The organism is Acinetobacter wanghuae, from assembly GCF_009557235.1.
Classification (GTDB): Bacteria; Pseudomonadota; Gammaproteobacteria; order Pseudomonadales; family Moraxellaceae; genus Acinetobacter; species Acinetobacter wanghuae.
In genome coordinates this window covers 2,180,409-2,205,906 of sequence record NZ_CP045650.1, presented here as the reverse complement: position 1 = coordinate 2,205,906, position 25,498 = coordinate 2,180,409, and the positions used below count along the sequence as shown (strand labels likewise).

Below are 25,498 nucleotides of genomic sequence, written 5' to 3'. Positions count from 1 at the left end.
ATTGCACTGTTTTATATCTAGCTAAAAAAATAAGGAGCGACTGAGCGCTCCTGATTTGGTCTGTCATGGAGTGACTTAATTAAGCAATCGGTGTTTGATCATGTGCAGCCTTGATTAATAAATCAGGTGCTTTAAAACGTGCGCCATATTTGCTTTCGAGGACGTGTGCACGGGCTGCCGCTTTAGCCAGTCCATATTGATTCAAGAATTGAATCGCACCACCTGTCCACGCAGGGAAACCAATACCAAAGATTGAACCAATATTGCCATCATTCACTGATGTTAAAACGCCTTCTTCTAGGCAACGCAAAGTATCCAAAGCTTGAACAAACAGGAATCGATCTATCATTTCCTGCTCAGTAATAGTATTGGCTTTCGTCCAATGACTTAAACCTGACCATAACTGCTTTTTAGCGCCTTCTGGATAGTCATAAAAACCAGCGCCTACTGCTTTACCTTTACGTCCGAACTCATGAATCATGCTGTGAATCACATCATCTGCATCTGATTTTGGACGTTCTTTGCCTTCAGCTTGAAGGGCCTTGCGGGTTTCAGTAGCCACATGTTCAGACAGCGTTAAAGAGACTTCATCTTGAATAGCGAGCGGTCCGACAGGCATACCTGCTTTCAATGCTGCCATTTCGATCTTGGCAGGATGAACACCTTCCGCAAGCAAACGTAAACCTTCTTGTATAAATGTGCCGAAGACACGACTAGTAAAGAAACCACGACTATCATTTACCACAATCGGTGTTTTACCTATCTGCTGCACGTAGTCATAAGCCTTTGCTAAGGTTTCACTTGAGGTGTTCTGACCTTTGATAATTTCCACCAATTGCATTTTATCGACAGGACTAAAGAAATGTAGTCCAATAAAATTGGCTTGATTCTTCGATGCTTGTGCTAAACCTGAAATAGGTAAGGTTGAGGTATTGGAGGCAAAAATACCATTTTCAGTCAGATAACGTTCTGCTTCTTGGGTAACTTTGGCTTTAAGCTCATGGTTTTCAAAAACCGCCTCAATGATGAGATCACAACCCTGTAAATCTGTTGCATCCGCTGTGGCTTGAATATTTGCTAAAATTTGATCGCGTTTTTCAGGGTTTAATCGACCTTGACTGACTTTCTTATCAAGAAGCTTTTGGCTATAGGCTTTACCTTTTTCAGCAGCTTCAATAGATACATCTTTCAACACGACACAGATGCCTTTGGATGCGCTCACATAGGCAATTCCTGCACCCATCATACCTGCACCTAATATTCCTACTTTTTGCGCTTGCCATTTTGCAATGTCTTTGGGGCGGCTAGCACCTGATTTAATCGCATTTAGCCCATGCCAGAATGTGCTAATCATATTTTTAGAGACTTGACCTGTCGCAAGATAAGTAAAGTAACGTGATTCAATGGTCAGTGCTGTATCCATATCGACTTGCGCGCTTTCAACAGCCGCTGCCATGATTGCTTCAGGGGCAGGGTAACAGCCTTTGGTTTTATCACGCAGCATGGCAGGTGCAATCGCGAGCATCTGAGCAACAGCAGGCGTAGATGGTGATCCACCCGGAATTTTGTAACCTTTGACATCAAAGGGTTGTACCGATTTTGGATTGGCTTTAATCCAAGCAATCGCTTTATTTAAAAGCTCATCAATGGAATCTGCGGTGTCGTGAATTAAGCCTAAAGATTTAGCTTTTTCAACTCCAAATTGCTTGCCTTCCATCAAGAGAGGAAAGGCATTTTGCAGACCAAGCAGGCGAACCATACGTACAATGCCACCACCACCCGGAAGCAAACCTAAAGTCACTTCAGGCAATCCAAATTTGGTTTTTGCATCATTAAGTGCAATACGATGATGACAACCCAGTGCGAGTTCCCAACCGCCGCCTAACGCTGTTCCGTTTAGTGCAGCAACGACAGGGATACCTCGCGTTTCGATATAACGTAGATTGGCTTTCAAGTCTTCAATCATTTGAAAGAATTCAGTCGCAGTATCAGGCTTGGCTTGAATCAGCTCATCTAGATCACCGCCTGCAAAAAAAGTTTTTTTATTAGAGCTGAAAATGATACCTGTCACCGCATCGTCCGCTTTCAGTTTTTTAACGGTTTCACTCAGTGCTTGACGAAAATCGGCATTCATCGTGTTCGCAGACTGATTTGGAGAATCTAGCGTTAAAATGACAATATTGTCGGCATTTTTTTCAAATTGAATTGCGCTCATGGGAATCTCCTTATACCAACTCAATAATGGTTGCGATGCCCATACCGCCACCGACACATAATGTTGCCAAACCGCGTTTTTTACCTTGACGTTCTAATTCATCGAGCAGTGTGCCTAAAATCATGGCACCTGTGGCACCGAGTGGATGACCCATTGCAATGGCACCGCCATTGACATTGACTTTGGTAGGATCAACTTTGAGTTCTGTAATAAAGCGCATGACCACCGCAGCAAAGGCTTCATTGACTTCAAATAGGTCAATATCTTCAATGGTCAGTCCCGCTTTTTCTAATGCTTTACGTGCCGCAGGGGCAGGACCTGTCAGCATGATGGTCGGGTCAGAACCCACAAGCGCCGTCGCTAAGACTTTAGCGCGTGGTTTTAAATTTTGTTCTTTGACGGCTTTTTCTGATGCTAGTAAAACCACCGCAGCACCATCGACAATCCCTGATGAATTTCCTGCATGATGCACATGATTGACCTGACCCACTTCAGGATATTTTTGTAAGGCAATTGCATCAAAGCCCATTTGCCCCATCATGGCAAAGCTCGGATTGAGTTTAGCTAAACCTTCTGCGGTCGTCGTTGGCTTAATAAATTCATCTTTATCTAAAATGACGACGCCTGCTTTATCTTTTACAGGAATCACGGATTGATTAAAGTAGCCATTGGCTTGCGCTGCTGCGGCTTTTCTTTGCGAATCGGCTGCAAATGCATCAACATCTGTTCGTGTATAGCCATCAATGGTGGCAATTAAGTCTGCGCCAATCCCTTGTGGAATAAAGTCACATGCCATATTGGTTTCAGGGTCGAGTGCCCAAGGACCACCATCGCTGCCCATCGGTACACGTGACATACTTTCAACGCCACCAGCAACGACTAAATCTTCCCAACCTGAACGTACTTTCTGCGCGGCTAAGTTCACGGCTTCTAGACCCGATGCACAAAAGCGGTTGATTTGAACACCTGCGACATCATTGTCCCAACCTGCGGCAATCGCAGCTGTCTTTGCAATATCAGCGCCTTGATCGCCAATAGGTGTTACGCAGCCAAGCACAATGTCATCGACTTTGGCAGTGTCAAATTCATGCCGTGCTTGGAGTTCATTGAGTAAGCCCGTCAAGAGTGAAATAGGTTTCACTTGGTGTAAAGATCCGTCTTTTTTGCCTTTGCCACGCGGCGTGCGAATGGCATCAATAATATAGGCTTCGCTCATCGCTTTATCCTTATTGTCAGTTTTTTAAAAATCCTTGTTAGTATTGAGTGTAATGATTAATTTGTGATGTGCAATGACGAGAACGGCTCAGATCATTTGGTGATTTTTGCCAATAAAAAAGCCCAAGTTTTGAGGCTTGGGCAGGAGGAGAGGAGAACTCTAAATTAATGATAACCGTGCAGTTGACGGTATAAACCTGGGGTAACTCCCGTCCATTTTTTAAAGGCACGGTGGAAGGTACTGGTTTCACTAAAGCCCACTTGCTGCGCGACATCTTCTAAGGTTAAAGATGGATTGAGCAATAAGTGAATGGCAGCATCACGACGCAGGGCATCCTTCACCCCTTGATAACTCTTACCTTCAGCCGCTAAGCGACGACGTAAGGTTTGCGGAGATAAATACAGCATTGATGCCACATCATTCAATGTTGGCATTTCTTCGCCAATTTGGCTCTTCAACACGTCACGAATACGTGAGGTGAGTGAGTTGGTATTTTTAAATTTAACCAGAAGTTGTGCAGGTGCAGCTTTTAAGAACTCTTCTAAGGTTTCTTCATTTTGACGGATCGGTAAATCGAGATAATCCGCAGCAAATGTGATTTCAGTGCGAGGAGCATCGAATTGCATGACAGGTGCGAAGAACAGCGCATCGTATTCGTCAGCATGATTCGGGCGCGGGTAGCTAAAATGGACACGTTCCAATGGTAAACGACGCTCAATCAACCAAGATGCCAAACCATGCCAAATCATTAACATGCTTTCAGTAATGAAGTGATCAGGATCCATGGTGGCAGGAATTTGTGGAACCAAACGTGCTTCGTGCTTATCACGTTCTAAAGTGACAGCCCAATCATCACCAAACAGTTTATAGAACTGCGATGAAAGCTCTAAAGCATCCCCCAAAGTTTTGGCATGAATAATCAGCTGACACATGATGGCGAATGTACCAAGACGGCGCGGTTGTTTGTCAAAGCCGACATGTTCGTCTTGTGTCACCATCCATAACATTTTGATGAAACGGGTATATTGTTCAGGAGAAATACGAGCTTTTGGCTGATGCAGAAGCTCAGCTTCAATACCCACATGAGACAATAAAGTGTCGACATCCATGCCGAGACGTTTTACGCCAGATAAAGCTGCGTTGACGAAATGGATACTGATCGTATCGCGGCTCACGTTTAACCCTTCAGTCTCTTTAATGTTCACTGATATTTGACCTAATTGACTAAAAATAACAAAGCAATGGCAATATACAAAATTACATTTGCCATTTGTGACATCTTAAATTGCCGAAATGATCAAGGTAAATGGCTGAACATGACATTGTATTCCATCATTTATATTTCTATTATGAATAAAAAATCAACATAATTAGAGTAAATACTCCAATGAATTATGCTTTAAATGGCTTGAAAGTATTAGATTTTTCTACACTTTTACCTGGACCCTTTGCCAGCATGTATTTGGCAGATTTAGGGGCAACGGTTGTGCATATTGAATCACTGACACGTCCAGACTTGTTGCGATTAATGCCACCTTATGCTTATGGACAGGCAGTTTCGCATAATTATTTGAACAGAAATAAACAATCGGTCGTATTGGATTTAAAAAATCCAACTAATGTTGAATTGGTGAAATCCAAAATTCAAGACTATGACATCGTGATTGAGCAATTCCGACCGAATGTGATGAAAAGGCTCGGTTTGGATTATGCGACTTTAGCGAAAATTAATCCGCGTTTGATTTATTGCTCAATTACGGGCTATGGACAAACAGGTCTATATAAAGATAAAGCAGGCCATGATATTAATTATTTGGCTTTATCGGGTATTGCCGGGCATAGCGGTCGAGTCGGCGAGCGACCGCCTGCATTAGGGATTCAAATTGCCGATGTTGCGGGTGGTTCGATGCATGCCATTATTGCAATCTTGGCTGCGGTCATTGAGCGCCAAAAAAGTGGGCTTGGACAATATATTGATATTTCCATGACCGATTGTGCTGTCCCTTTAAATAATATGGCAGCAGCGGCAAGTTTGGCTGCCAATGAACACGCAACGCCTGAATCAGGACATTTAAATGGCGGCACATTCTATGATTATTATGAAACTTTAGATGGGCGTTATCTATCGATTGGCAGTTTAGAGCCGCAATTCTTATCTGCATTGGCACAAATTTTAGAACTTCCGCTATTAATAGAAAAAGGCTTATCTTTTGATAAGCATGATCGACAAGACATTAAACAAGCCATTCAAGACAAAATTAAAACACGGACTTTAAATGCATGGCAGGACATTTTCCAAGATCAAGATGTCTGCGTTGAACCTGTCCTTCAACTTCAAGAAGCCCTTGCATCTGATTTGGCCAAGCAGCGGGGTTGGGTGGTTGATATTCCACGTCGGAAAACAAGTGATGAAACTGAGCGGCAACTTGCCTGTCCAATTAAATTTTCACGCTCAGAAATTCGTTATGACTATATAGGGCAAGCCCTCGGCGAATCCGAAAATTGGTAGGCAGCACATCGGCATTGATGCAAAGTTTGCTTGAAATAGAAAGAAAAATGATTTATGAATAAAAGTGCTAAGGATTTAAAAAATAAATCATTATTATTAAAATGGAACAAATACAGGCTCAATGGTTGATATCAATGAATAAAGGCATGGCTTATCAATAAAATCGCTATGAAATATGTAAAAAAAGCATTTTATTGATAGTTTTAATATCGCTATCCTTGCCCACGATATAATAGAACTTACTAGCTGTACGCCATGTATTTATATACTGATTTCGATCAGCAACTGATCAATGAACGTGTTGCACAGTTCCGTGACCAAACGGAACGTTATTTAGCCGGTAAATTGACGGAAGATGAATACCGTCCACTGCGCCTTCAAAATGGTCTTTACGTACAGCGTTATGCACCGATGTTACGTGTTGCTGTTCCGTATGGTTTGATGCATTCCAAGCAGCTTCGTAAAATTGCTGAACTTGCGAAAGCGTATGACCGTGGCTATGCCCATGTGTCGACCCGTCAAAACATTCAGTTTAACTGGCCTGCGCTAGAAAATGTTCCTGATATGTTGGCTGAATTGGCTTCTGTACAAATGCATGCCATTCAAACTTCGGGTAACTGTATTCGTAATACCACGACTGACCAATATGCGGGTGTAGTCGCAGGTGAAATTGCGGATCCACGTCCAACCTGTGAATTGATTCGTCAGTGGTCAACCTTCCATCCTGAATTTGCCTTCTTACCACGTAAATTTAAGATCGCAGTATCTGCACTTGAAGATATTGACCGTGCTGCAACAGCATTCCACGATATTGGTGTATATATTGTGCGTAATGCAGCGGGTGAGATGGGCTACAAAATTAAAGTGGGTGGTGGTCTCGGTCGTACCCCAATTATTGGTAGCTTTATCCGTGAGTTCTTACCACGTGAAGATTTGATCGCTTATTTGGAAGCTGTCCTTCGTGTCTATAACTTGCATGGTCGTCGCGATAACAAATATAAAGCACGTATCAAAATTTTAGTGAAAGCTTTAACACCTGCAGTATTTGCTGAAAAAGTTGAAGCTGAATTTGCACATACCGTTAAAACGTTGAAAATTGACGCGGCAACTTTGGCAAAAATGGATGAGAACTTCACGCCATTTGATTACCAAGATTATGCGGATGAAGACTTCACTGAATTGTTTGCCCAATATCCAAAATTCAAACAATGGTTCAACATTAATACCAATGCACATAAAGTGAAAGGCTATCGTATTGTCACGATTTCACTGAAACGTGCTGGCGTTGCACCAGGTGATGTGACCACTGAAGAAATGAACTTGATTGCAGATCTTGCAGATCAATACACCTTCGGTGAGCTGCGTACCACACACGAGCAAAACATTGCGCTTGTCGATGTACCGCAAAAAGATTTGTTTGCTGTATGGCAAACCCTTGAAGCCAATAACTTGGCGCGCGCACATATTGGTTTCTTAACCGATATCATTTGCTGCCCAGGCGGTGACTTCTGTTCATTGGCAAATGCGAAATCAATTCCAATTTCAGAAGCAATTTCACGCCGTTTTGATGATCTCGATACCATTTACCACCTAGGTAAGTTGGACTTGAACATCTCAGGTTGTATGAATGCGTGTGGTCACCACCATGTGGGTAACATCGGTATTCTTGGCGTAGATAAAAAAGGCGCTGAGTTCTACCAAATTACCCTTGGTGGTAATGCAGACCATGATGCATCAATTGGTGACATCTTAGGCCCATCATTTGCAGCTGACCGTATTCCGGACGTGGTTGAGGAAATTCTCAATACCTATCTTGACCTGCGTCAGGAAGGCGAAGAATTTATCGATACCTATCGCCGTGTTGGCATTCAACCCTTTAAGGAGCGTGCATATGCTTAATACCGCACTACAAGTGCTCTCTAAAGATGGCACGATTGCAGACAATACTTACCAAATTATTGGTGAAGATGGCGTATTACCACAAGGTGATGTAGTTCTAACGGTTGAGCAGCTCGATCAAATTGCCAATGTTTCAGGCAAAAAAGCATTGTACTTAACCGTTGATGCTTCACCTGAAACAAATGAATTCCCACTTGATCAGTTCGATGCAATTTTCATTGAGTTTGCAGGCTTTAACGATGGTCGTGGTTATTCATTTGCAGCACTCCTTCGTCGTCAAGGTTTCCAAGGTGAACTACGTGCGACAGGTGATGTGTTTAAAGACGTATTGAACTATATGAAGCGTTCAGGATTCGATACTTTTGTGGTTAAAGAAGGTAAAGATATTACTGAGGCGGCAGCTGGATTAGGTGACTTTACCCATCCATACCAAGCGTCGACTGCAGTACCAAAACCAAATTATCAAACAGGTGCTTAATCTGTTGAAATAAAAAAGCCTCCAAATGGAGGCTTTTTTATTTCGCCATTTTTGTACAAGTCTCCCTTTTTAAAAGGGAGATTTAGAGGGATTATTTTAGGCTAATCTCCCCAAACCCCTCTTTGAAAAAGAGGGGCTTAAATGCTTAAATTAACTCAATCGCTACAGCAGTTGCTTCACCACCACCAATACACAGTGCAGCAATACCACGTTTGCCGCCTGTACGTTTTAGCGCATGAATCAAGGTCAAGATAATACGTGAGCCTGTAGAACCGACAGGATGACCGAGCGCACATGCACCACCGTTGATATTCACTTTTTCAGCATCTAATTTAAATTCATCCATTGGGCACATGGTTACCATGGCAAAGGCTTCATTGATTTCCCAAAGATCAACTTCTTGCGCATTCCAACCTGTTTGATTTAGGACTTTTTGAATTGCACCCACTGGAGCAATAGTGAACTCAGATGGATGTTGTGAATTAGACGCATAAGCCACAATTTTAGCCAAAGGATTTAAACCTTTTGCTGCAGCATTATCCCTTGAAGTTAATACAAGTGCAGATGCGCCATCCGAAATTGAACTTGCGTTCGCCGCAGTAATCGTACCGTCTTTTGCAAATGCAGGACGCAGCGTTGGAATTTTATCAATGTTGGCATTGAAGGGTTGTTCATCTTTATCGACAACCACGTCACCTTTACGGGTTTTGACCGTCACAGGCACGATCTCATCAGCAAAGTAACCTTCATTCACCGCAGTTTGTGCACGTTTTAATGAGCGGATCGCGAAGTCGTCCATTTGTTCGCGGGTATAACCTTTGCTGTTTGCCATATCTTGGGCAAAAGAACCCATGAGGCGACCTGTTTCGGCATCTTCAAGACCGTCTAAGAACATATGATCTTTAATTTCACCGTGACCCATACGGAAACCACCACGTGCTTTAGGAAGCACATACGGTGCATTGGTCATCGATTCCATACCACCCGCAACCACGATGGATGCCGAACCTGCTTTAATCATATCCGCGGCTTGCATCACCGCCTTCATACCTGAACCACACAGTTTGTTAATGGTCACAGCACCTGTTGAATCAGGTAAGCCTGCTTGACGCATCGCTTGACGAGCAGGACCTTGTTTCAAACCAGCAGGAAGAACACACCCCATAATGACTTCTTCAATATCTGTCGGTTGCAACCCTGCGCGAGCAATCGCTTCTTTAATAGAAGCTGCACCTAGTTCTGGTGCGGTGACTGATGAAAGGCTACCCTGAAAGCCACCCATCGCTGTACGAGCTCCATTGACAATTACGATGTCAGTCATTGTTATATCTCCGTATGCATTTTAGTCAAATTTTTAGCTTTAGCAGTATATTTGAAAATGTACAGGATGAAAGCCTAAATATCAGACTTATTGGTTTGCTTAACAGTTTGTCAGTGGCTCTACACGTGTATGTCCCATCTTACTTAAGAAAATACGTTGACTATGTTTAGGTTCATAAGCGCAATAATAAAAGCTCCCATTAGAACCAATGGGGAGCGCAGTTTGCGATTGATAAGTAATACTTTGGATGCTTAATGCACCGCGCCACTCTAACTCACCATATTTTAAATTCAGCTGCTCGATATGCATCAATTGTTCATTTGGATCGAGTTGGCGATTACGATTCGTGTCTACAAAGATGAGGAACCCAGACTTCCACTGATTGGGCTGGCATTGTGCAAAAGATTGACTAGGGCAAATGACGATATTTTGTCTTAACATCGCTGCTTGAGCACGAGAATAGGTGGCTGCAGCTTTAATTCGCTTATGAATATGATTCGCTTCAAGGGTGGCAAAATACCGATGAAAATAAGGCACAGCAATAGATGCAATAATGGCAAGGACTGCAATACACACAATCAGTTCCACAAAAGTGAAAGCCTTTATAAACTTTATATACATATAGTTACCTGATTAATATATTATTTTTTTTAGGATAATGTTATTTATAATGCGGTTTTGAGATGCTTTTTTATTCAATGTAATAATTTATTACATATTCTGATCGAAAGCTGCTAAAATTATTGGTAAGGACAATAAGTTATTCACAACAAAAAATTGAGTAAAAATTTACCGAATTACAACGGAAATTGTAAGTAATTTTGTCAATAATTTACTTGATTAGATTTATCAAGCACTTGGAAAAAAATCAAAGTGTTTGTATGATTTCGTGTGAATAGCTTGAGAATAAAACTGGGGTATTCAAAAATCTATCTCAGATAGAGCCGATTTATGGCTTAAGCTTGAACAACAATTGTTATCTCTGGAGGATAAATCCATGAAAATGAGTCGTATTGCTTTAGCAATGCTCGTAGCTGCTCCTTTAGCCGCTGCAAACGCAGGCGTAACTGTAACTCCACTATTAGTGGGTTATACTTTCCAAGACACTAAGCACAACAATAGCTTTGAAGATCATTTGTATAAAGCTGATGCTGAATTACAAGATGATTTATTCGTTGGTGCGGCACTTGGTGTTGAATTGACTCCATGGTTAGGTTTTGAAGCTGAATATACACAAGTTAAAGGTGATATCGAAAGTGATGTTGCTAACTTTGGTGAATATAAACAAACTCAAATCAATGGTAACTTCTATGCTACCTCTGATTTGATCACTAAAAACTACGATAGCAAAGTTAAGCCATACGTACTTTTAGGTGCTGGTCATTATAAATATGACTACGATGGTGCATTTGGTCTTAAAGATGACGAAGGTACTTTGGGTAACGCAGGTCTAGGTGCTTTCTGGCGCTTAAATGATGCTTTGTCTCTACGTACTGAAGCTCGTGCAACTTATAACATCGATGAAGATTTCTGGAACTACACAGCTTTAGCTGGTCTTAACGTAGTTCTTGGTGGTCACTTGAAACCAGCTGCTCCTGTAGTTGAAGTTGCTCCTGTAGCGCCAATCGCGCCAGTTGCTCCAGCGCCACAAGAGTTGACTGAAGACCTTAACATGGAACTTCGTGTATTCTTTGATACAAACAAATCAAACATCAAAGATCAATACAAACCAGAAATCGCTAAAGTTGCTGAGAAGTTAGTTGAATATCCAAACGCTACTGCTCGCATCGAAGGTCACACAGATAACACAGGTCCACGTGCGCTAAACGAACGTTTATCACTTGCTCGTGCTAACTCTGTTAAAACTTCACTTGTAAACGAATACAACGTTGATGCATCTCGTTTGTCTACTCAAGGTTTCGCTTGGGATCAACCGATTGCTGACAACAACACTAAAGAAGGTCGTGCTATGAACCGTCGCGTATTCGCTACGATTTCTGGTAGCCGTACTGTACTAGTTGAAGGTCAAGAAGCTGCTCAATAATTTATTATTGAACACTGATTGAAAAAAGCGACTCAATTGAGTCGCTTTTTTTATGCTGGAAATTTCTCTAAGATAGGCAGAATTAATCATTAGAGTAATAAACATGGCAACAGATATTCCACAAGAGCTACAGGAATTAGAAGCCAATAGCGGAATTTTTGCGATATGGATGGTATTTCATCATTATGGTATCGATTTAGAGATTTCTGATTTAGCTCAGTTGTGTCGCCATGACCCTGATGCAGGTACATCAACCATTGCGCTATGTGTTGCGCTGCAAAAATTAGGTCTAGATGTTGTCTTTTCAACGGATTTTGATTCACATTTGCAAGACAATGAAGTTCATTTTTATGCTGAGGCAAAACAGCTAAACATTCCCATTCAACCTGCGATAAGCTATTCACAGATTCAGCATGCAGTTGAGCAAGGGCAGTTTGTGATTGTCTATTACGATACATTAGAAGGTGTAGGTAATCATTCCTTAATCTACGGTATAGATGATGAGCAGATTGAATTCTTTGATAGTTTTGAAGCGATGCCAAAGTCGGTCTTTGAACAGCAACGTCAAGTTGAAGGTATTTGCCGGCAAGCGATTTTAATTGATGATCGTACCTTTGTGGTACGCGCGCAGTAATAATGGCGTAAGCATTTTGAAAATAAAAAAGCAGTCTTATGACTGCTTTTTTATTTTTTAGAATGAATGTATTAAATTACTCGCGATCAATCTTCATCGGCTGTACGTCCATCTCTTGATAAGGAACAAACTTGGTTTTGTATTTCCATTTATAGCCAAACCAAATCGCTAGGAATAGTGGAATACTAATATATGTAGAGAGTACGCCCATCCATTGTCCAGCAATCACATCTTGGTAGTTTTGACCGAGCACCACGATGGCACAAAGAATAAAGGCAAACCAAGGTGCGAAGGGGAAGAATTTGGCTTTATAAGCCAAATCATTCAATTGATAGCCTTGCGCTAAGTAGCCTTTGCGGAAACGATAGTGCGAAATTGCAATGCCAAGCCACACAATAAAGCCACACATCCCTGACATATTCAGTAGCCAGTTAAACACTTCCTGTTCGCCAAGGAACGTGGTTAAGAAGCATAGCGCCGCAATGGCAGTCGTTGCATAAAGTGCATTCATCGGCACGCCACGTGGATCAAGACGCCCAAAGAGTCGCGGTGCACTACCTTTACGCGCCATATCAAATAGCATACGCGTTGATGAATACATGCCCGAATTACCCGCTGATAAAATCGCGGTGAGAATAACGGCATTCATTAAGCTCGCAGCAAAAGCAAATCCTGCTTTTTCATAGAGCAATGTAAACGGTGAAAGCGCAATGTCTTCACTTGTAGCCGCTTGTAAAAGACGGGGGTCATTGTAAGCAATCAAAGTACCGATAATGAAGATACATACGATATAGAAGAGTAGAATTCGCCAGAAGATTTGCTTAATCGCCACGGGAATGGTCTTCTGTGGATCTTTAGATTCGCCCGCAGCAACACCGACCATTTCTGTGCCTTGGAAAGAGAATCCGGCAATCATAGCGACACCAATGAGGGCTTGGAAACCACCTACAAATGGCGCATCACCGACACTCCAATTGGCAAATGCGTGCGCACCCGGTGTCAGCATGATATCCACAATCATCCATATACCAATGATGATAAATGCGATGATGGCAATGACTTTAACCAGTGAGAAGAAAAATTCAGATTCCCCAAAGCCTTTCACGGTGAGGGCATTAATCCCGAAAATTACAGCAAGGAAGATGGCACTCCAGTAAAAACCAGGAACATCTGGGAACCAGAATTTCATAATGAACTGTACAGCAACCAACTCAAAGGCAACGGTAATTGCCCAGTTGTACCAGTAGTTCCAGCCAAGTGCGAAACCAAAGCCCCGCTCAACATATTTGGTGCCGTAGGTAAAGAATGCACCTGAGGTTGGGTTGTGTGTTGCAAGCTCACCAAGACTGGTCATGAGGAAGTAAATCATAATCCCAATCAAGACATAAGCCAGTAACGCACCACCTGGACCCGCGTTTGCAATGGTAGCACCCGAGGCCAAGAATAAACCTGTACCAATTGAGCCACCAATCGCAATCATGTTGAGATGGCGAGCACCGAGCTTACGCTGCAGTTGCGCGGGTTGTTGTGTTTCGCTCATCTTTATTCCTTCACATTTTTTTGCGTGCTGGCGAAGAGCACTTTAAAGCCTTGTTGATCTGCTTTTACCGTACAACGACCAAAGTTTTGTTCGATCAAAGTTGGATAATTCAAGAAACGATTGGCAACAATCCACAGTTCGCCACCCGATTTTAAATGACGACGTGATGTTTTACACAATGTTTCACTGGCATTGTAATCAGTTTCGATGCCCATATGGAATGGGGGATTACTGACAATGGCATGTAAGAACAATGGGGCATCAGCAATCCCTGTCACGGCTTTGATTTCAATCTGTTCAGGAGTGAGCTGATTTTCTTCAAACGTCATTTGCGTTGATGCTAAAGCAAAGGCATCAACATCCATCGCGAAAATACGATTTTTCGGATTGAGTTTTGCCAAATAAGCACTGATCACCCCAGCACCACAACCGAAGTCCGCAATTTTACCCGATGTCACTTGAGACAAATAAGGTAATAACGTTGCAGTCCCAATATCCAAACGATTTTGACTGAATACACCGGGAAGGGCACAAATCTTTAATTCACCATTTGGTGTTTCGACAGTATAACGCTGCGCCCAATCTTTTAGCGCTTTTTTCGCAATGGTTGCATCTAATGTCATTTGCCACAGTTGACAATGACGCGCACTGTCTAACTTTAAACTTTGACCAAATGGCAATAATTGTTTTGCAGCACGTTCGATGCCGCCTTTCTTTTCACCCACCAAGAAGACAGAGGCGCCTTTTGCCAAATGACTTGCCACATTGTGCAGCAAGTAATTCAGCATTTCTTTTGATTTAGGTACAAAAATAACAGCTTGGTCAAATTCACCTTCAGGGAATTCAACACCAAAATGAACATTGGCTTGTTGAGACTGGAAATATTGTAAGTCGTTAAAATTCCATGTCCACACAGACGGATCAATGTTGTCTTCTAAATGACTTAAGAGGTCATCTGTGGGTGCATTGATAAACAACACACGACCCGATAAATAATTGTATTGTCGAATCAGAACTTCGCTTTGAGGAACCATTTTTATCTCTCCATTGCAAAAACACTGTCCAAGCAATGCCCGAACAGTGTTTTAGGGAAATGAAATTACTTCTTCGCTTCAGGAAGAACGATATTCAAAATAAGGGCAGCAATACCACCGGTGGCAACACCAGAGCTAAAGATATTACGGAATAATTCTGGAAGATGTTCCAAAATTTGTGGCACTTGAGCAACGCCTAAACCCAATGCCAAAGAGATGGCAATAATGAGTAGGGCACGGCGGTCAAGATGTACACCTGACAAGATGTTAATGCCTGATGCAGCGACTGCACCGAACATCACCATAACAGCACCACCAAGCACGGCTTGAGGCACGGCTTGAATCACACCAGCAACCACAGGCATCAAGCCTAAAATCACCAACAATGCCGAAATCCAAATACCCACATAACGACTTGCAACACCGGTCAATTGAATGACACCATTATTTTGTGCAAACACTGAACTTGGGAAAGTATTGAAAATACCAGCAAGGAATGAATTGGCACCATTTACCAATACACCACCTTTAATACGTTGCATCCATGTTTGACCATCTACCGGTTGATTCGATAGCTTAGAAGTCGCAGTAATATCACCAATCGCTTCTAAAGATGTCACTAAGTAGATAAATGCCATTGGAATAAATAAGCTCCATGAGAAGCTAAGACCAAAATGCATCGGAGTTGGAATTTGTACGATCGCTGCTTCGTTTAAACCCGAAAAGTCTAAATGCCCCATGAAACCAGCAAGAATATAACCACATAGTAAAGCAATTAAAATCGCAGAGCTTTTTACCCAAGTTACACGCACACGATTTAAAATAATAATCAGGGCTAAAACAGTACATGACATGATGAGGTTGTCGGCATTGGCGAAAGTTTTATCGCCCATGGCTTGATAACCACCGCCCATTGAAATAAGACCTTCCTTAATGAGCGTCAAACCAATGAGGAGCACAACAATGCCTGTCACCAATGGTGTAATCAGTTTTTTTACCCAAGGCAAAATACGCGAAACGCCCATTTCAATGAAAGCACCTGCAATCACCACGCCAAAAATAGAGGCCATTACTGCTTCAACAGGGGTACCTGCGGCAACCATCGCTGAACCAATCCCGATGATGGGACCGATAAAGTTAAAACTTGTGCCTTGAACAATAAGAAGACCTGCGCCAAACGGTCCGACTTTTTTACATTGCAGGAAAGTTGCGATACCTGAGATCACCAATGACATGGATAAAATCATGTTGGTGTCTTCTTTAGAGACGCCCAATGCGAGGCAAATAAGTAGCCCGGGTGTAACAATAGGTACAATAATGGCAAGTAAATGTTGGAATGCAGCTAAAAAAGCGACCAACGGTTTTGGACGATCTTCGAGTCCATAGACCAAATCGAGTTCATCTTTTGACTGAGGAGATTGATTAAAATCAGACATGTGTGCATGCAAATTAAGGCTGGGTGGCGCTATTCTAATCTGTTTACACGCCATTACAAAAGCAAAAGCAAGCATTCATGAAAAAAAATCGACAATCACCACAAACTGTCACTGTCCAAACTTTGTATTTTTCTGTATAATTTGCCCTCAAATTTAAAGCGTATTGAATTATACATGTCAGATATTAAAACTCTCCGTAACATTGCCATTATTGCGCACGTCGATCATGGTAAAACGACTCTTGTAGACAAACTTTTACAGCAATCAGGTGCTCTTGGCGATCGCGCGGGCGAGATCGAACGTGTGATGGATTCGGGCGCTATTGAGTCTGAACGTGGTATTACCATTCTTGCAAAAAACACTGCAATTAAATGGACTGATGCTCGTACAAATACTGAATACCGTATCAACATCGTGGACACCCCGGGACACGCCGACTTCGGTGGTGAAGTTGAACGTGTACTTTCTATGGTTGACTGCGTATTGCTTCTTGTCGATTCACAAGAAGGTCCAATGCCACAAACTCGTTTCGTAACGCAAAAAGCGTTCGCACGTGGTTTGAAACCAATCGTAATTATCAACAAAGTTGATAAACCAAGCGCGCGTCCTGATTGGGTGATTGACCAAGTATTCGATTTGTTCGATAACTTAGGCGGTACTGACGAACAGTTAGACTTCCCAGTTGTTTATGCATCTGGTCTTCGTGGTGTTGCCGGTCCTTCTCCAGAAGAACTTGCTGATGACATGACACCATTGTTCCAAACAATCGTAGACATCGTTGAGCCACCAGCAGTTGACGTTGACGGTCCATTCCAAATGCAAGTGTCTTCACTTGACTATAACAGCTTCGTAGGTGTTATCGGTGTTGGTCGTATTCAACGTGGTTCAGTAAAATTGAACACACAAGTGACTGTTATCGATAAAGACGGTAAGACTCGTAACGGCCGTATCTTAAAAATCATGGGTTACCATGGTCTTGATCGTGTTGACATCGAAGAAGCAAATGCAGGCGATATCGTTTGTGTAACAGGTATTGATGAACTTCATATCTCTGACACAATTTGTGATCCGAAAAATGTTGAAGCACTACCTGCATTGTCTGTAGATGAACCAACTGTATCGATGACATTCCAAGTAAACAACTCACCGTTTGCTGGTAAAGAAGGTAAGTTCGTAACTTCACGTAATATCCGTGAACGTCTAGATCGCGAATTAATTCATAACGTTGCATTACGTGTTGAAGATACTGATAGTCCAGACCGTTTCAAAGTATCTGGTCGTGGTGAACTTCACCTTTCAGTATTGATCGAAAACATGCGTCGTGAAGGTTTCGAAATGGGCGTATCTCGTCCACAAGTAATCTTGAAAGAAATCGACGGTCAAATGCAAGAACCGTATGAAAACGTAACCTTTGACGTTGAAGAACAACACCAAGGTTCTGTAATGGAACAATTGGGCTTCCGTAAAGGCGAAATGACCAATATGGAAGTTGACGGTAAAGGCCGTATCCGTATTGAAGCAACTGTTCCTTCACGTGGCTTAATCGGTTTCCGTTCTGAATTCTTGACCATGACTTCTGGTACAGGGATCATGACGTCTAGCTTCTCGCATTACGGTCCAATGAAACAAGGTACTGTTGCGAAACGTCAAAACGGTGTATTGATTTCTATGGTTCAAGGCGTATGTCTTGGCTATGCGTTATTCACACTTCAAGACCGTGGTCGTCTATTTGCGAAACCACAGTTAGAAGTATATGAAGGTATGATCGTTGGTATTAACTCACGTTCAGACGACATGGCTGTAAACCCAACTAAAGCAAAACAGTTAACAAACGTACGTGCATCTGGTACTGACGAAGCGTTAACACTTGTTCCTGCAATTGAATATACGCTTGAACAAGCGCTTGAATTCATCGAAGATGATGAATTAGTTGAAGTAACACCTAAATCAATCCGTATCCGTAAACGTTGGTTGACTGAAAACGAACGTAAACGTAACCGTGGTAAATAATTTTTAAATTATTTATAGGTGAATGAAAAACCGCAATCTTTTCGAAGATTGCGGTTTTTTTGTATCAAAAATGCGCAATAATATTGGAAAATATTTTAAAAAGCGTAAATTAGAACGAAATGATATCCCTAATAAATAATGTATAATTCGTCACATATTTTGGAAAAATAAATACGAGGAAACCCATGAGTATTATTCAAGAATTTAAAGAATTTGCTGTTAAAGGCAATGTTATGGATTTAGCAATCGGTGTCATCATCGGTGGTGCTTTTGGTAAAATCATTGATTCAATGGTGAAAGACATCATCATGCCATTGATTAGCTGGATTTTAGGCGGTGAAGTTGATTATTCAAATTGGTTCTTAGTTCTTGGCGATAACCCAAACAATGTGACTCAATTGGCTGCTGCACAAGAAGCAGGCTTAAACGTCTTTGCTTATGGTAATTTCCTCACCATTTTAATTAACTTCTTGTTATTGGCATGGGTAGTATTCTTGCTAGTTAAAGTCATGAACAAACTACGCCGTAATGCACCAGAAGAACCAGCACCAGAAGCAACACCTGAAGATATTGAATTGCTTCGCGAAATTCGTGATGAATTAAAACGTAAAGGTTAATTCTTCTTATTAAAAAACGGCGCTATATGCGCCGTTTTTTTTAATCCTGAAGTTCCCTCTCCTTATAGGAGATGAGAAGCACTGCTTCGCAAGGGGAGAGGTTAAGCTATTTAAAAATAACCTCCCTTTACTAAAGGAGGAGAAGTCCTCCTTTAGTAAAGGGGGACTTAGGGGGATTATTAATCCATCCGAAATTTAATTTCCACCAAATGAAAACCAAACTGACTTTTCACAGGTCCATGCAAAACACGTTCAGCAGCAGTAAACACTAATTTATCAATGACAGGAACAAGTTGCCCTTTTTTTACTTCGCCAAGTTCTCCACCGCGTTTAGCAGAGTTACAGGTCGAAAATTGTTTGGCTATTTTGGCAAAGTCAGCGCCAGCTTGGATCTTTCTTTTAAGCTGTTCACAAGTCTCTTTATCTTTAACTAAAATGTGACGGACGATCGCAGATTTCATGATTTTTTGCCTCGCGTTTTAGCTAATTTTTTCACAGTTAATGCTGATTTTTTCAATGGTTGGCATTCCGGACAAAACACCGATGCACGTTGTCCCAATTTAAGATTTTGCAAAGTAGTTTCACAGTTCACGCACATTTCACCTGCACGACCATAGGCAAGTAAGGTTTGTTGAAAATAGCCATTTTCCCCCATAGCATTGGTGTAGTCGCGTAAAGTTGACCCACCTAAATCAATGGCTTGCTTTAAGATTCGCTTAATCTCAACCACCAATTGTTGAATTTGAGCAAAGCTTAAATCTGATGCCGGTTGTGCGGGATGAATACCTAAATTAAATAAACTTTCAGTCGCATAAATATTACCCACACCAACCACGACATGGTTATCCATAATAGCAACTTTAGTGCCAACCGATTTATTCTTCAATTTATCAAACAGATACTCTGCATTAAACTGTTCGCTCAAGGGCTCAGGGCCGAGCGTATCGAGTAATTTGCTTTGAGATTGTGCATCTAACCAGAGAATACAGCCAAAACGGCGAGGGTCATGATAACGCAGCTCAATATCTTCAAAGGCAATGACCAAATGATCATGTTTGCGTAAAGGCTCATTGGATTGACATAAGCGAAAACTACCTGACATCCCTAAATGCCACAGCATTGTGTCTTGTTCAAATTCTGCCAAAATATATTTTGAGCGGCGTGTCAGCTTCACCAGACGTTGACCTTTAATTTTGGTAATATCATCTGGAATTGCCCAGCGTAAACTTGATTGATAAACAGTGACTTTTAATACCTGCTGATCAATTAAAGGTAATAAACTGGTTTTTGTCGTCTCAACTTCGGGTAATTCAGGCATAGAAAAAAGATATAGTAAGGATGATGCATATATGGGGGAAGATGATCTTCAATACAAGTATGTAGCCTCGTTTCATCTCGGTTTATTTTATTATATCTAGCCGATCGATGACCAAACTTTAGTCTTATTTCATTATTGTTTGAATAAACTAAACGAATTTTTATCTTAAAAATAAATTTATAATAATCATAATCTTAAAATATTATAAATAATAAAAAGTGTAGATAAAATAATTTTATATAACTTAAAGTTTAATGAATGATAAAAAATAGACCGACATGATGTATGAAAATTTATGTAATTTATTAAGCTAAATGTAAATCAAAAAAATTGGTTTCACGTCTTATTCTGCATTTAGGTTTCTTATGAAAAATTTGCATCTGGCTTTATTGGCTTTAATTACTGGCTCCACTCAAATTCATGCTGAATCAGCATTTGATCCTCAAGGACAATATCTTTTTGGGGATTGGAATGGCAAACGTACAGAGCTTGCAAATCAAGGGATCAAGTTTGAAGCAAACCTGATGTCAGATACTGCGTATTTAGCGCACGGTGGTCGCGATGATGGTCAAGATCCGTTGACATCTGCACAACTATGGTTAGGTACTCAGTTAGATATGGGTAAACTTGTCGGCTGGAATGATGTGACTGTTCGTGCAGTGATGACAGCGCGTCAAGGTCAAAGTACCTCAATTCGTGATTTACAAGATCCGACTGCACCTCAACTTGCCAATGTCCAGGGTACTTTTGGTCGTGGTAATCAAGACAGTCGTTTAAGCGAATTATCAATCGAAAAGAATTTTAAAGAACAAGGCATCAGTGTAAAAGCAGGTCGTTTAGGTCTAGGTATGGACTTCAACGTAATGGCGTGTGACTTTGCCAGTACAGCATTTTGTGCCGCACAAATGGGTAAATGGCAGGGTACGATTTGGATGAACACACCTGTTGCGCAATGGGGCGGACGGGTAAAATACCAAATGAATCCTGAACTTGCTGCTCAAGTTGGGGTGTATGAATACAATCCTGATAATGGTCGTGGCAATGCTGAAGGTCAAGGTTGGAGCTTAGATACCGACAATGCTGATGGTGTAAGCATTCCTGTTGAAGTAATTTGGTCACCAAAACAAGCTGTAAATGGTTTGCCGGGTAGCTATCGTGTAGGTGGAATGTATAACACCGCAGATAAACCTGAAAACCAAAAAGATATTGCCACAGGCGCGCCAGAAGATCGTACATTTGGTGGTTGGATTGCAGTAGAGCAACAATTGACATCAACAGGTACGGGGCGTCAAGGTCTACATGGCTTTGCCAACTTTACATGGCATGATCGTGTGACCACCAAAGTCGATAATTCTCAACAAATTGGTGTGAAATATATTGGTTTAGTCGCTGGTCATCCAAATGATATTTTAGGTTTGGCTGCAAACCGCGTACATGTGAATAATCGTTTGAATCAAAACACGTTCGATGCAAGCGCTGAATATAACGTGGAGTTGAACTATAGCTATAATGCGACACCATGGCTCATGCTTCGTCCAAATGTACAATATGTGGTGAATCCAGGTTCAACCAACCGTGTAGATGATGCTTTCGTCCTTGGTTTAACCAGTCGAATTGTCTTCTAAATTAAAGACATTCTGGTAATAAAAAACAGGCTGAAAAGGCCTGTTTTTTGTGTCACATTAACGGACTTATTTGATTCGAGGGACGACAGATGGCTTTATTATTCAAACCGATTCATTTCGCCTCATTAACGCTGAGCAACCGCATTATTATTGCACCGATGTGTCAGTATTCGGCAACAGATGAAGGTGAAGTGACCTATTGGCATCAGCAGCAATGGGCAAATTATGCGCTCTCTGGTGCAGGTCTCTGTATCGTTGAAGCTACCGCCGTTCAAGCCAATGGACGTATTAGCTATGCGGATTTAGGGCTTTGGAATGATCATCAGGCTGAAAAAATCAAAAACCTACTCAATAAAATAAAAACCATTTCACCGATGCCTTTTGCAGTCCAACTGGCGCATGCCGGTCGTAAAGCTTCTGTAGAAAAACCGTGGGCAGGCGGTGGGCAAATTTCATCAAGTGACGCAAAGGGTTGGCAAACCGTGTCAGCCAGTGATCAAGCCTTTAAGCCTGAAGAACAGCCACCACATGCATTGAGCTTAGATGAGATTCAGCAGCTCATTCAAGACTTTGCAGCCAGTGCAAAACGTGCGGTGGAAGCAGGCTTTGAACTCATTGAAATTCATGCAGCACACGGTTATTTACTACATCAATTTTTATCACCACTATCGAATTTGCGTGAAGATGAATATGGTGGATCACTTGAAAACCGTATGCGTTTGGTGCTGCAAGTGGTTGAAGCGATCAAGAAAGTTGTGCCACAAGGTTATCCAGTCGGGATTCGTATTTCTGCAACAGACTGGATGGATGATCAAGCGAGCTGGGATTTAGAATCTTCAATTCAATTGTCAAAAGCTTTAGAAGCGTTGGATATTGCCTATATTCATGTCTCAACTGCGGGTTTACACCCAGATCAGCAGATTAAGGTTGGCGCGAGCTATCAGGTTGCTTATGCAGCCGCAATTAAAAAAGCAGTGAATATTCCTGTAATTGCTGTAGGTCTGATTACAGAGCCAAATCAGGCTGAAGGTATTTTGCAAAGTCAGCAAGCAGATGCCATTGGGCTTGCGCGTGCCATTTTATTTAACCCACGTTGGCCTTGGCATGCTGCAGCAAAATTAGGCGAGCAGATTCGCGTTGCCCCGCAATATTTACGCTGTGAGCCACATGAGTTGAAAAACTTATTACAGCCATTTTCTTAAAGCCATGCAGAGCGAAAGCTATGCCAAAAATAGTCAAGGATAGTGCGATGACATCGGCTCAAGGGCATTAATTTCGATGCTACTCAGTATATTATTTCCCATTTGTGCCATTGTTTTACTCGGGTTCTTGGCAGCAAGGACAGGTTTTATTCAGCCAAGCCTCATTACAGGCATGAGCCAATTTGTGATTAAAGTGGCTTTGCCTGCTTTTTTATTACAGGCATTGGCATCGAAAAATCTCAGTGAGATTTGGCATCCCCGCTATTTTATGGCCTATGCACTCGGCTCATTGCTGTTGTATGCCTTGGCGTTTTTCATTTGTCGTCGCTACTTTAAATCCAATTTGACTGAAGCGAGTGTTTTGGCAGTTGGTGCGTCCATGTCCAATACGGGCTTTATTGGAACCGCTGTTTTAACTTTACTGATTGGATCACATGCCGCGGTTTATTTATCGTTAACCTTGATTATTGAAAATTTACTCATTGTGACTTTAATGATGGTACTTGCTGAACGTGGTCTGCAAACAGGTTCAGCGCAAACATCACCGATACTGCGTGACACCCTAGTCCGAATTATTAAGAATCCGCTGATTTTAGCGATCGTGTTAGGAATGGCGTGTGTATTATTGGATGTACAACTGCCGAAAGTCCTTGCACATACCTTGACGATCCTTGGGCAAACGGCCTCACCCTTGGCATTGTTTGTGATTGGGGCTAGCTTAATGGGTATGACCGTCAAGTCGGTTAATACACATAGTTGGGTTTTGGTGCTGATCAAAGGACTGCTGATGCCTGCGGTCATATTTATATTGTTGTGGAGCTTTGGCGTAAATAACGAAACCTTGTACGTGGGAACGCTCATTGCAGCTTTACCGATGCCGATCGCTTTTGGAATTTTTGCCCAGCATTATGGTGTGCATGGCAAAGCCCTCGCGCCTTTGGTGATGAGTACCGTGTTTGGATTTGTGGTAACAGCGATTTGGTTGATGCAATCAGTGCATTATCTATAAATGATTTCATATAAAAAGCCCCAGAGATGGGGCTTTTTAGGCTGTATGATTTGCTTTTGAACTAACTCTTTTTCTGTGCTGCTGTACGACTAGGTGCTTTGGCTTGTTCTGCGATCATTTTATCGACAGCTGCTAAAGATTCTCGCGCTTGAGGCACGTTTTCTTTCGCTAAAGCTGCAAAGATTTTTTTCGCTTCAGGTAAGTTTTGCGGCACGATGTTGCCATTGGCAAAGATATTCCCAATGGCCATCAGGGCAGGGGTATAGCCTTTCTTCGCTAAATCTTGAATGCCATTTAAGCCTTTTTGTACGCTTTTTTCATCTTTATTTTTGAAGCCTAAACTAATGTCATATAAGGCTTTAACATGCATCGCTTGATAGTTGCCTTTTTTAATCAAAGGCTCAATTTTTCTGAGTGCCAACTTGTCAGATTCAGGCTTTGACTCAGCAAATAATAAGACAGCTAAATCAACGGTTGCATCATCGAAGTTCGCAGCAGAGGCACGTTCCAAATATTGTTTTGCTTTGGTTAAATCCTGCGGAAGCCCTAGTGAGCCTGCGGTGTAGTTTTTACCTAAAACATAGTTTGCAACGGGATAACCCAGTTTGGCTGCTTTTTCATAAAGCTCGATGGCTTTCTTTTCATTTTTGGCTGTCCCTTGACCGGTTTGCATCAAATAGCCTAAGTTATATATCGCTTGTGCATTGCCTTGTTGCGCCAGTTTATCTAAAGCATCATACGCGCCTTTAAAATTTTTCTGGGTCACCAATTGCTCAATTTTAGCAAACTGTGGGTCAACATCAGCAGGTGCTGCAAGTGTGATCTGGGTTGAAGCAGCAAGAAGTGCAGCAATGATTATTTTTTTCATGGTTCCAAAACCTATTATGAACAACACCTGATTCCATGGTGTTGTTTGAGTCTATTGTTTAAATCAGAGTCCATTACATCATAAAACGATTTTAGACTTTGTAAATATCCATTTTGTGACCGATGCAGCGCTCAGTCAACATTGCTTAACTCCAAATCATCAAAGGTCGTGTTATGAAAGCGAATACAACACTTTGCTTCGCGACGTTTCTCTGATTTAATCGCATTTTTGTTTTCAGTGAAGCTTGAGCCATGTTTATTAAAGGCATTAAACGTGCATACAATCAAATTAGTCAGGATGACAGCATTCCTGATGAAGATAAATTTGATGCATTGTTAATGGAATTGGGCAAAAACTTTTTGGTAAGCAATGAAGATCGCGTTTATATCTTTGAACATGAAGGAAAAACAGCACGCATTGATGCCAAACATGCACGCGCTTTTCATTTTAAAGATTACGTGATTAAAGATATGAACAAACTCTTTCACGATTTTAATTTGTAATTTAAAAAGCCTCCAATTTT

The 25,498-nt window shown here is 41.6% G+C and carries 22 protein-coding genes; 11 read left to right on the top strand and 11 right to left on the bottom strand.

The genetic code is table 11. The features are described 5' to 3' along the window. Nucleotides 1-79: 79 nt before the first annotated feature. The 3 genes from GFH30_RS10410 to GFH30_RS10400 all read right to left on the bottom strand — a co-directional run bounded on the left by GFH30_RS10410 (nt 80) and on the right by GFH30_RS10400 (nt 4,606). Complete coding sequence (locus tag GFH30_RS10410) at nt 80-2,215, bottom strand: 3-hydroxyacyl-CoA dehydrogenase NAD-binding domain-containing protein (RefSeq protein ID WP_153372398.1); 2,136 nt, start codon at nt 2,213-2,215, stop codon at nt 80-82. A gap of 10 nt (nt 2,216-2,225) precedes the next feature. Beyond that, nucleotides 2,226-3,431 carry an acetyl-CoA C-acetyltransferase gene (locus tag GFH30_RS10405; RefSeq protein WP_153372396.1) on the bottom strand — a complete coding sequence of 402 codons (1,206 nt, stop codon included), beginning with the start codon at nt 3,429-3,431 and terminating at the stop codon, nt 2,226-2,228. Between the two features lie 164 nt (nt 3,432-3,595). Continuing rightward, nucleotides 3,596-4,606, bottom strand: coding sequence for an AraC family transcriptional regulator (locus GFH30_RS10400; protein WP_153373445.1), 1,011 nt, complete (start codon nt 4,604-4,606; stop codon nt 3,596-3,598). A 212-nt stretch (nt 4,607-4,818) separates the two neighbouring features. On the opposite strand from GFH30_RS10400, the gene GFH30_RS10395 reads away from it, so the two are divergent. The 3 genes from GFH30_RS10395 (at nt 4,819) to GFH30_RS10385 (ending at nt 8,317) form a co-directional block, all read left to right on the top strand. Continuing rightward, entirely contained in the window at nt 4,819-5,940 is a 1,122-nt protein-coding gene (locus GFH30_RS10395) for a CaiB/BaiF CoA transferase family protein (protein ID WP_153372394.1), read from the top strand. 255 nt (nt 5,941-6,195) lie between these two features. Continuing rightward, nucleotides 6,196-7,839: a nitrite/sulfite reductase gene (locus GFH30_RS10390; protein WP_153372392.1), complete on the top strand. Its 1,644-nt coding sequence runs from the start codon at nt 6,196-6,198 to the stop codon at nt 7,837-7,839. Then, nucleotides 7,832-8,317 carry a DUF934 domain-containing protein gene (locus GFH30_RS10385; protein ID WP_153372390.1) on the top strand — a complete coding sequence of 162 codons (486 nt, stop codon included), beginning with the start codon at nt 7,832-7,834 and terminating at the stop codon, nt 8,315-8,317. Before GFH30_RS10390 ends, GFH30_RS10385 begins: the two co-directional genes overlap by 8 nt. Before the next feature lie 145 nt (nt 8,318-8,462). Here the strand turns inward: GFH30_RS10385 and GFH30_RS10380 are convergent, their stop codons facing one another. Together GFH30_RS10380 and GFH30_RS10375 are read right to left on the bottom strand one after the other, a co-directional pair. Then, nucleotides 8,463-9,638, bottom strand: coding sequence for a thiolase family protein (locus tag GFH30_RS10380; protein WP_153372388.1), 1,176 nt, complete (start codon nt 9,636-9,638; stop codon nt 8,463-8,465). 99 nt (nt 9,639-9,737) lie between these two features. Next, nucleotides 9,738-10,259 (bottom strand): GspH/FimT family pseudopilin, encoded by a 522-nt coding sequence (locus tag GFH30_RS10375; protein WP_153372386.1) that lies wholly within the window; start codon nt 10,257-10,259, stop codon nt 9,738-9,740. A 376-nt stretch (nt 10,260-10,635) separates the two neighbouring features. Here GFH30_RS10375 and omp38 point away from each other — a divergent pair, with 376 nt between their 5' ends. Further along, nucleotides 10,636-11,682, top strand: coding sequence for an outer membrane protein Omp38 (gene omp38 / locus GFH30_RS10370; RefSeq protein WP_153372384.1), 1,047 nt, complete (start codon nt 10,636-10,638; stop codon nt 11,680-11,682). Nucleotides 11,683-11,785: 103 nt separating this feature from the next. Next, complete coding sequence (locus tag GFH30_RS10365; RefSeq protein WP_153372382.1) at nt 11,786-12,316, top strand: cysteine peptidase family C39 domain-containing protein; 531 nt, start codon at nt 11,786-11,788, stop codon at nt 12,314-12,316. A gap of 76 nt (nt 12,317-12,392) precedes the next feature. On the opposite strand, the gene GFH30_RS10360 is transcribed toward GFH30_RS10365, so the two are convergent. From GFH30_RS10360 to GFH30_RS10350, 3 genes are all read right to left on the bottom strand, one after another. After that, complete coding sequence (locus GFH30_RS10360; protein WP_153372380.1) at nt 12,393-13,856, bottom strand: amino acid permease; 1,464 nt, start codon at nt 13,854-13,856, stop codon at nt 12,393-12,395. 2 nt (nt 13,857-13,858) lie between these two features. After that, nucleotides 13,859-14,890 carry a methyltransferase gene (locus tag GFH30_RS10355; RefSeq protein WP_153372378.1) on the bottom strand — a complete coding sequence of 344 codons (1,032 nt, stop codon included), beginning with the start codon at nt 14,888-14,890 and terminating at the stop codon, nt 13,859-13,861. Between the two features lie 65 nt (nt 14,891-14,955). Next, nucleotides 14,956-16,326, bottom strand: coding sequence for a uracil-xanthine permease family protein (locus tag GFH30_RS10350; RefSeq protein ID WP_153372376.1), 1,371 nt, complete (start codon nt 16,324-16,326; stop codon nt 14,956-14,958). Nucleotides 16,327-16,500: 174 nt separating this feature from the next. On the opposite strand from GFH30_RS10350, the gene typA reads away from it, so the two are divergent. Both typA and mscL read left to right on the top strand, forming a co-directional pair. Beyond that, nucleotides 16,501-18,336, top strand: a complete 1,836-nt coding sequence (gene typA, locus GFH30_RS10345; RefSeq protein ID WP_153372374.1) for a translational GTPase TypA — start codon at nt 16,501-16,503, stop codon at nt 18,334-18,336. A gap of 185 nt (nt 18,337-18,521) precedes the next feature. Further along, on the top strand, nt 18,522-18,953 hold the full coding sequence (gene mscL, locus GFH30_RS10340) for a large conductance mechanosensitive channel protein MscL (RefSeq protein WP_153372372.1): 432 nt from the start codon (nt 18,522-18,524) through the stop codon (nt 18,951-18,953). 179 nt (nt 18,954-19,132) lie between these two features. Here mscL and GFH30_RS10335 read toward each other — a convergent pair whose 3' ends face one another. Then, entirely contained in the window at nt 19,133-19,414 is a 282-nt protein-coding gene (locus tag GFH30_RS10335; RefSeq protein ID WP_153372370.1) for a peptidylprolyl isomerase, read from the bottom strand. Next, entirely contained in the window at nt 19,411-20,271 is an 861-nt protein-coding gene (gene mutM / locus GFH30_RS10330; protein WP_153372368.1) for a bifunctional DNA-formamidopyrimidine glycosylase/DNA-(apurinic or apyrimidinic site) lyase, read from the bottom strand. The genes GFH30_RS10335 and mutM overlap by 4 nt, the downstream gene beginning before the upstream one ends. Before the next feature lie 365 nt (nt 20,272-20,636). Between mutM and GFH30_RS10325 the strand changes: the two genes are divergently transcribed. The 3 genes from GFH30_RS10325 (at nt 20,637) to GFH30_RS10315 (ending at nt 24,107) form a co-directional block, all read left to right on the top strand. After that, on the top strand, nt 20,637-21,896 hold the full coding sequence (locus GFH30_RS10325; protein WP_153372366.1) for a carbohydrate porin: 1,260 nt from the start codon (nt 20,637-20,639) through the stop codon (nt 21,894-21,896). An 89-nt stretch (nt 21,897-21,985) separates the two neighbouring features. Next, a complete protein-coding gene (locus GFH30_RS10320) occupies nt 21,986-23,098 on the top strand; it encodes an NADH:flavin oxidoreductase/NADH oxidase (protein WP_153372365.1) in 1,113 nt (370 codons plus the stop codon). A 76-nt stretch (nt 23,099-23,174) separates the two neighbouring features. Further along, nucleotides 23,175-24,107 carry an AEC family transporter gene (locus GFH30_RS10315; RefSeq protein ID WP_153372363.1) on the top strand — a complete coding sequence of 311 codons (933 nt, stop codon included), beginning with the start codon at nt 23,175-23,177 and terminating at the stop codon, nt 24,105-24,107. A gap of 61 nt (nt 24,108-24,168) precedes the next feature. Here the strand turns inward: GFH30_RS10315 and GFH30_RS10310 are convergent, their stop codons facing one another. Beyond that, nucleotides 24,169-24,975 (bottom strand): tetratricopeptide repeat protein, encoded by an 807-nt coding sequence (locus tag GFH30_RS10310; RefSeq protein ID WP_153372361.1) that lies wholly within the window; start codon nt 24,973-24,975, stop codon nt 24,169-24,171. Between the two features lie 251 nt (nt 24,976-25,226). Here GFH30_RS10310 and GFH30_RS10305 point away from each other — a divergent pair, with 251 nt between their 5' ends. Next, a complete protein-coding gene (locus GFH30_RS10305) occupies nt 25,227-25,478 on the top strand; it encodes a hypothetical protein (RefSeq protein ID WP_153372359.1) in 252 nt (83 codons plus the stop codon). Nucleotides 25,479-25,498 lie beyond the last annotated feature (20 nt).

What these genes read in the sequence shown, in the direction of transcription:
- mutM (WP_153372368.1), bottom strand. Translation starts at nt 20,271, where the DNA reads ATGCCTGAATTACCCGAAGTTGAGACGACAAAAACCAGTTTATTACCT.
- GFH30_RS10410 (WP_153372398.1), bottom strand. Translation starts at nt 2,215, where the DNA reads ATGAGCGCAATTCAATTTGAAAAAAATGCCGACAATATTGTCATTTTA.
- GFH30_RS10335 (WP_153372370.1), bottom strand. Translation starts at nt 19,414, where the DNA reads ATGAAATCTGCGATCGTCCGTCACATTTTAGTTAAAGATAAAGAGACT.
- GFH30_RS10380 (WP_153372388.1), bottom strand. Translation starts at nt 9,638, where the DNA reads ATGACTGACATCGTAATTGTCAATGGAGCTCGTACAGCGATGGGTGGC.
- GFH30_RS10310 (WP_153372361.1), bottom strand. Translation starts at nt 24,975, where the DNA reads ATGAAAAAAATAATCATTGCTGCACTTCTTGCTGCTTCAACCCAGATC.
- GFH30_RS10320 (WP_153372365.1), top strand. Translation starts at nt 21,986, where the DNA reads ATGGCTTTATTATTCAAACCGATTCATTTCGCCTCATTAACGCTGAGC.
- mscL (WP_153372372.1), top strand. Translation starts at nt 18,522, where the DNA reads ATGAGTATTATTCAAGAATTTAAAGAATTTGCTGTTAAAGGCAATGTT.
- GFH30_RS10385 (WP_153372390.1), top strand. Translation starts at nt 7,832, where the DNA reads ATGCTTAATACCGCACTACAAGTGCTCTCTAAAGATGGCACGATTGCA.
- GFH30_RS10350 (WP_153372376.1), bottom strand. Translation starts at nt 16,326, where the DNA reads ATGTCTGATTTTAATCAATCTCCTCAGTCAAAAGATGAACTCGATTTG.
- GFH30_RS10365 (WP_153372382.1), top strand. Translation starts at nt 11,786, where the DNA reads ATGGCAACAGATATTCCACAAGAGCTACAGGAATTAGAAGCCAATAGC.
- omp38 (WP_153372384.1), top strand. Translation starts at nt 10,636, where the DNA reads ATGAAAATGAGTCGTATTGCTTTAGCAATGCTCGTAGCTGCTCCTTTA.
- GFH30_RS10360 (WP_153372380.1), bottom strand. Translation starts at nt 13,856, where the DNA reads ATGAGCGAAACACAACAACCCGCGCAACTGCAGCGTAAGCTCGGTGCT.
- GFH30_RS10395 (WP_153372394.1), top strand. Translation starts at nt 4,819, where the DNA reads ATGAATTATGCTTTAAATGGCTTGAAAGTATTAGATTTTTCTACACTT.
- GFH30_RS10405 (WP_153372396.1), bottom strand. Translation starts at nt 3,431, where the DNA reads ATGAGCGAAGCCTATATTATTGATGCCATTCGCACGCCGCGTGGCAAA.
- GFH30_RS10355 (WP_153372378.1), bottom strand. Translation starts at nt 14,890, where the DNA reads ATGGTTCCTCAAAGCGAAGTTCTGATTCGACAATACAATTATTTATCG.
- GFH30_RS10390 (WP_153372392.1), top strand. Translation starts at nt 6,196, where the DNA reads ATGTATTTATATACTGATTTCGATCAGCAACTGATCAATGAACGTGTT.
- GFH30_RS10305 (WP_153372359.1), top strand. Translation starts at nt 25,227, where the DNA reads ATGTTTATTAAAGGCATTAAACGTGCATACAATCAAATTAGTCAGGAT.
- GFH30_RS10325 (WP_153372366.1), top strand. Translation starts at nt 20,637, where the DNA reads ATGAAAAATTTGCATCTGGCTTTATTGGCTTTAATTACTGGCTCCACT.
- GFH30_RS10315 (WP_153372363.1), top strand. Translation starts at nt 23,175, where the DNA reads ATGCTACTCAGTATATTATTTCCCATTTGTGCCATTGTTTTACTCGGG.
- GFH30_RS10375 (WP_153372386.1), bottom strand. Translation starts at nt 10,259, where the DNA reads ATGTATATAAAGTTTATAAAGGCTTTCACTTTTGTGGAACTGATTGTG.
- typA (WP_153372374.1), top strand. Translation starts at nt 16,501, where the DNA reads ATGTCAGATATTAAAACTCTCCGTAACATTGCCATTATTGCGCACGTC.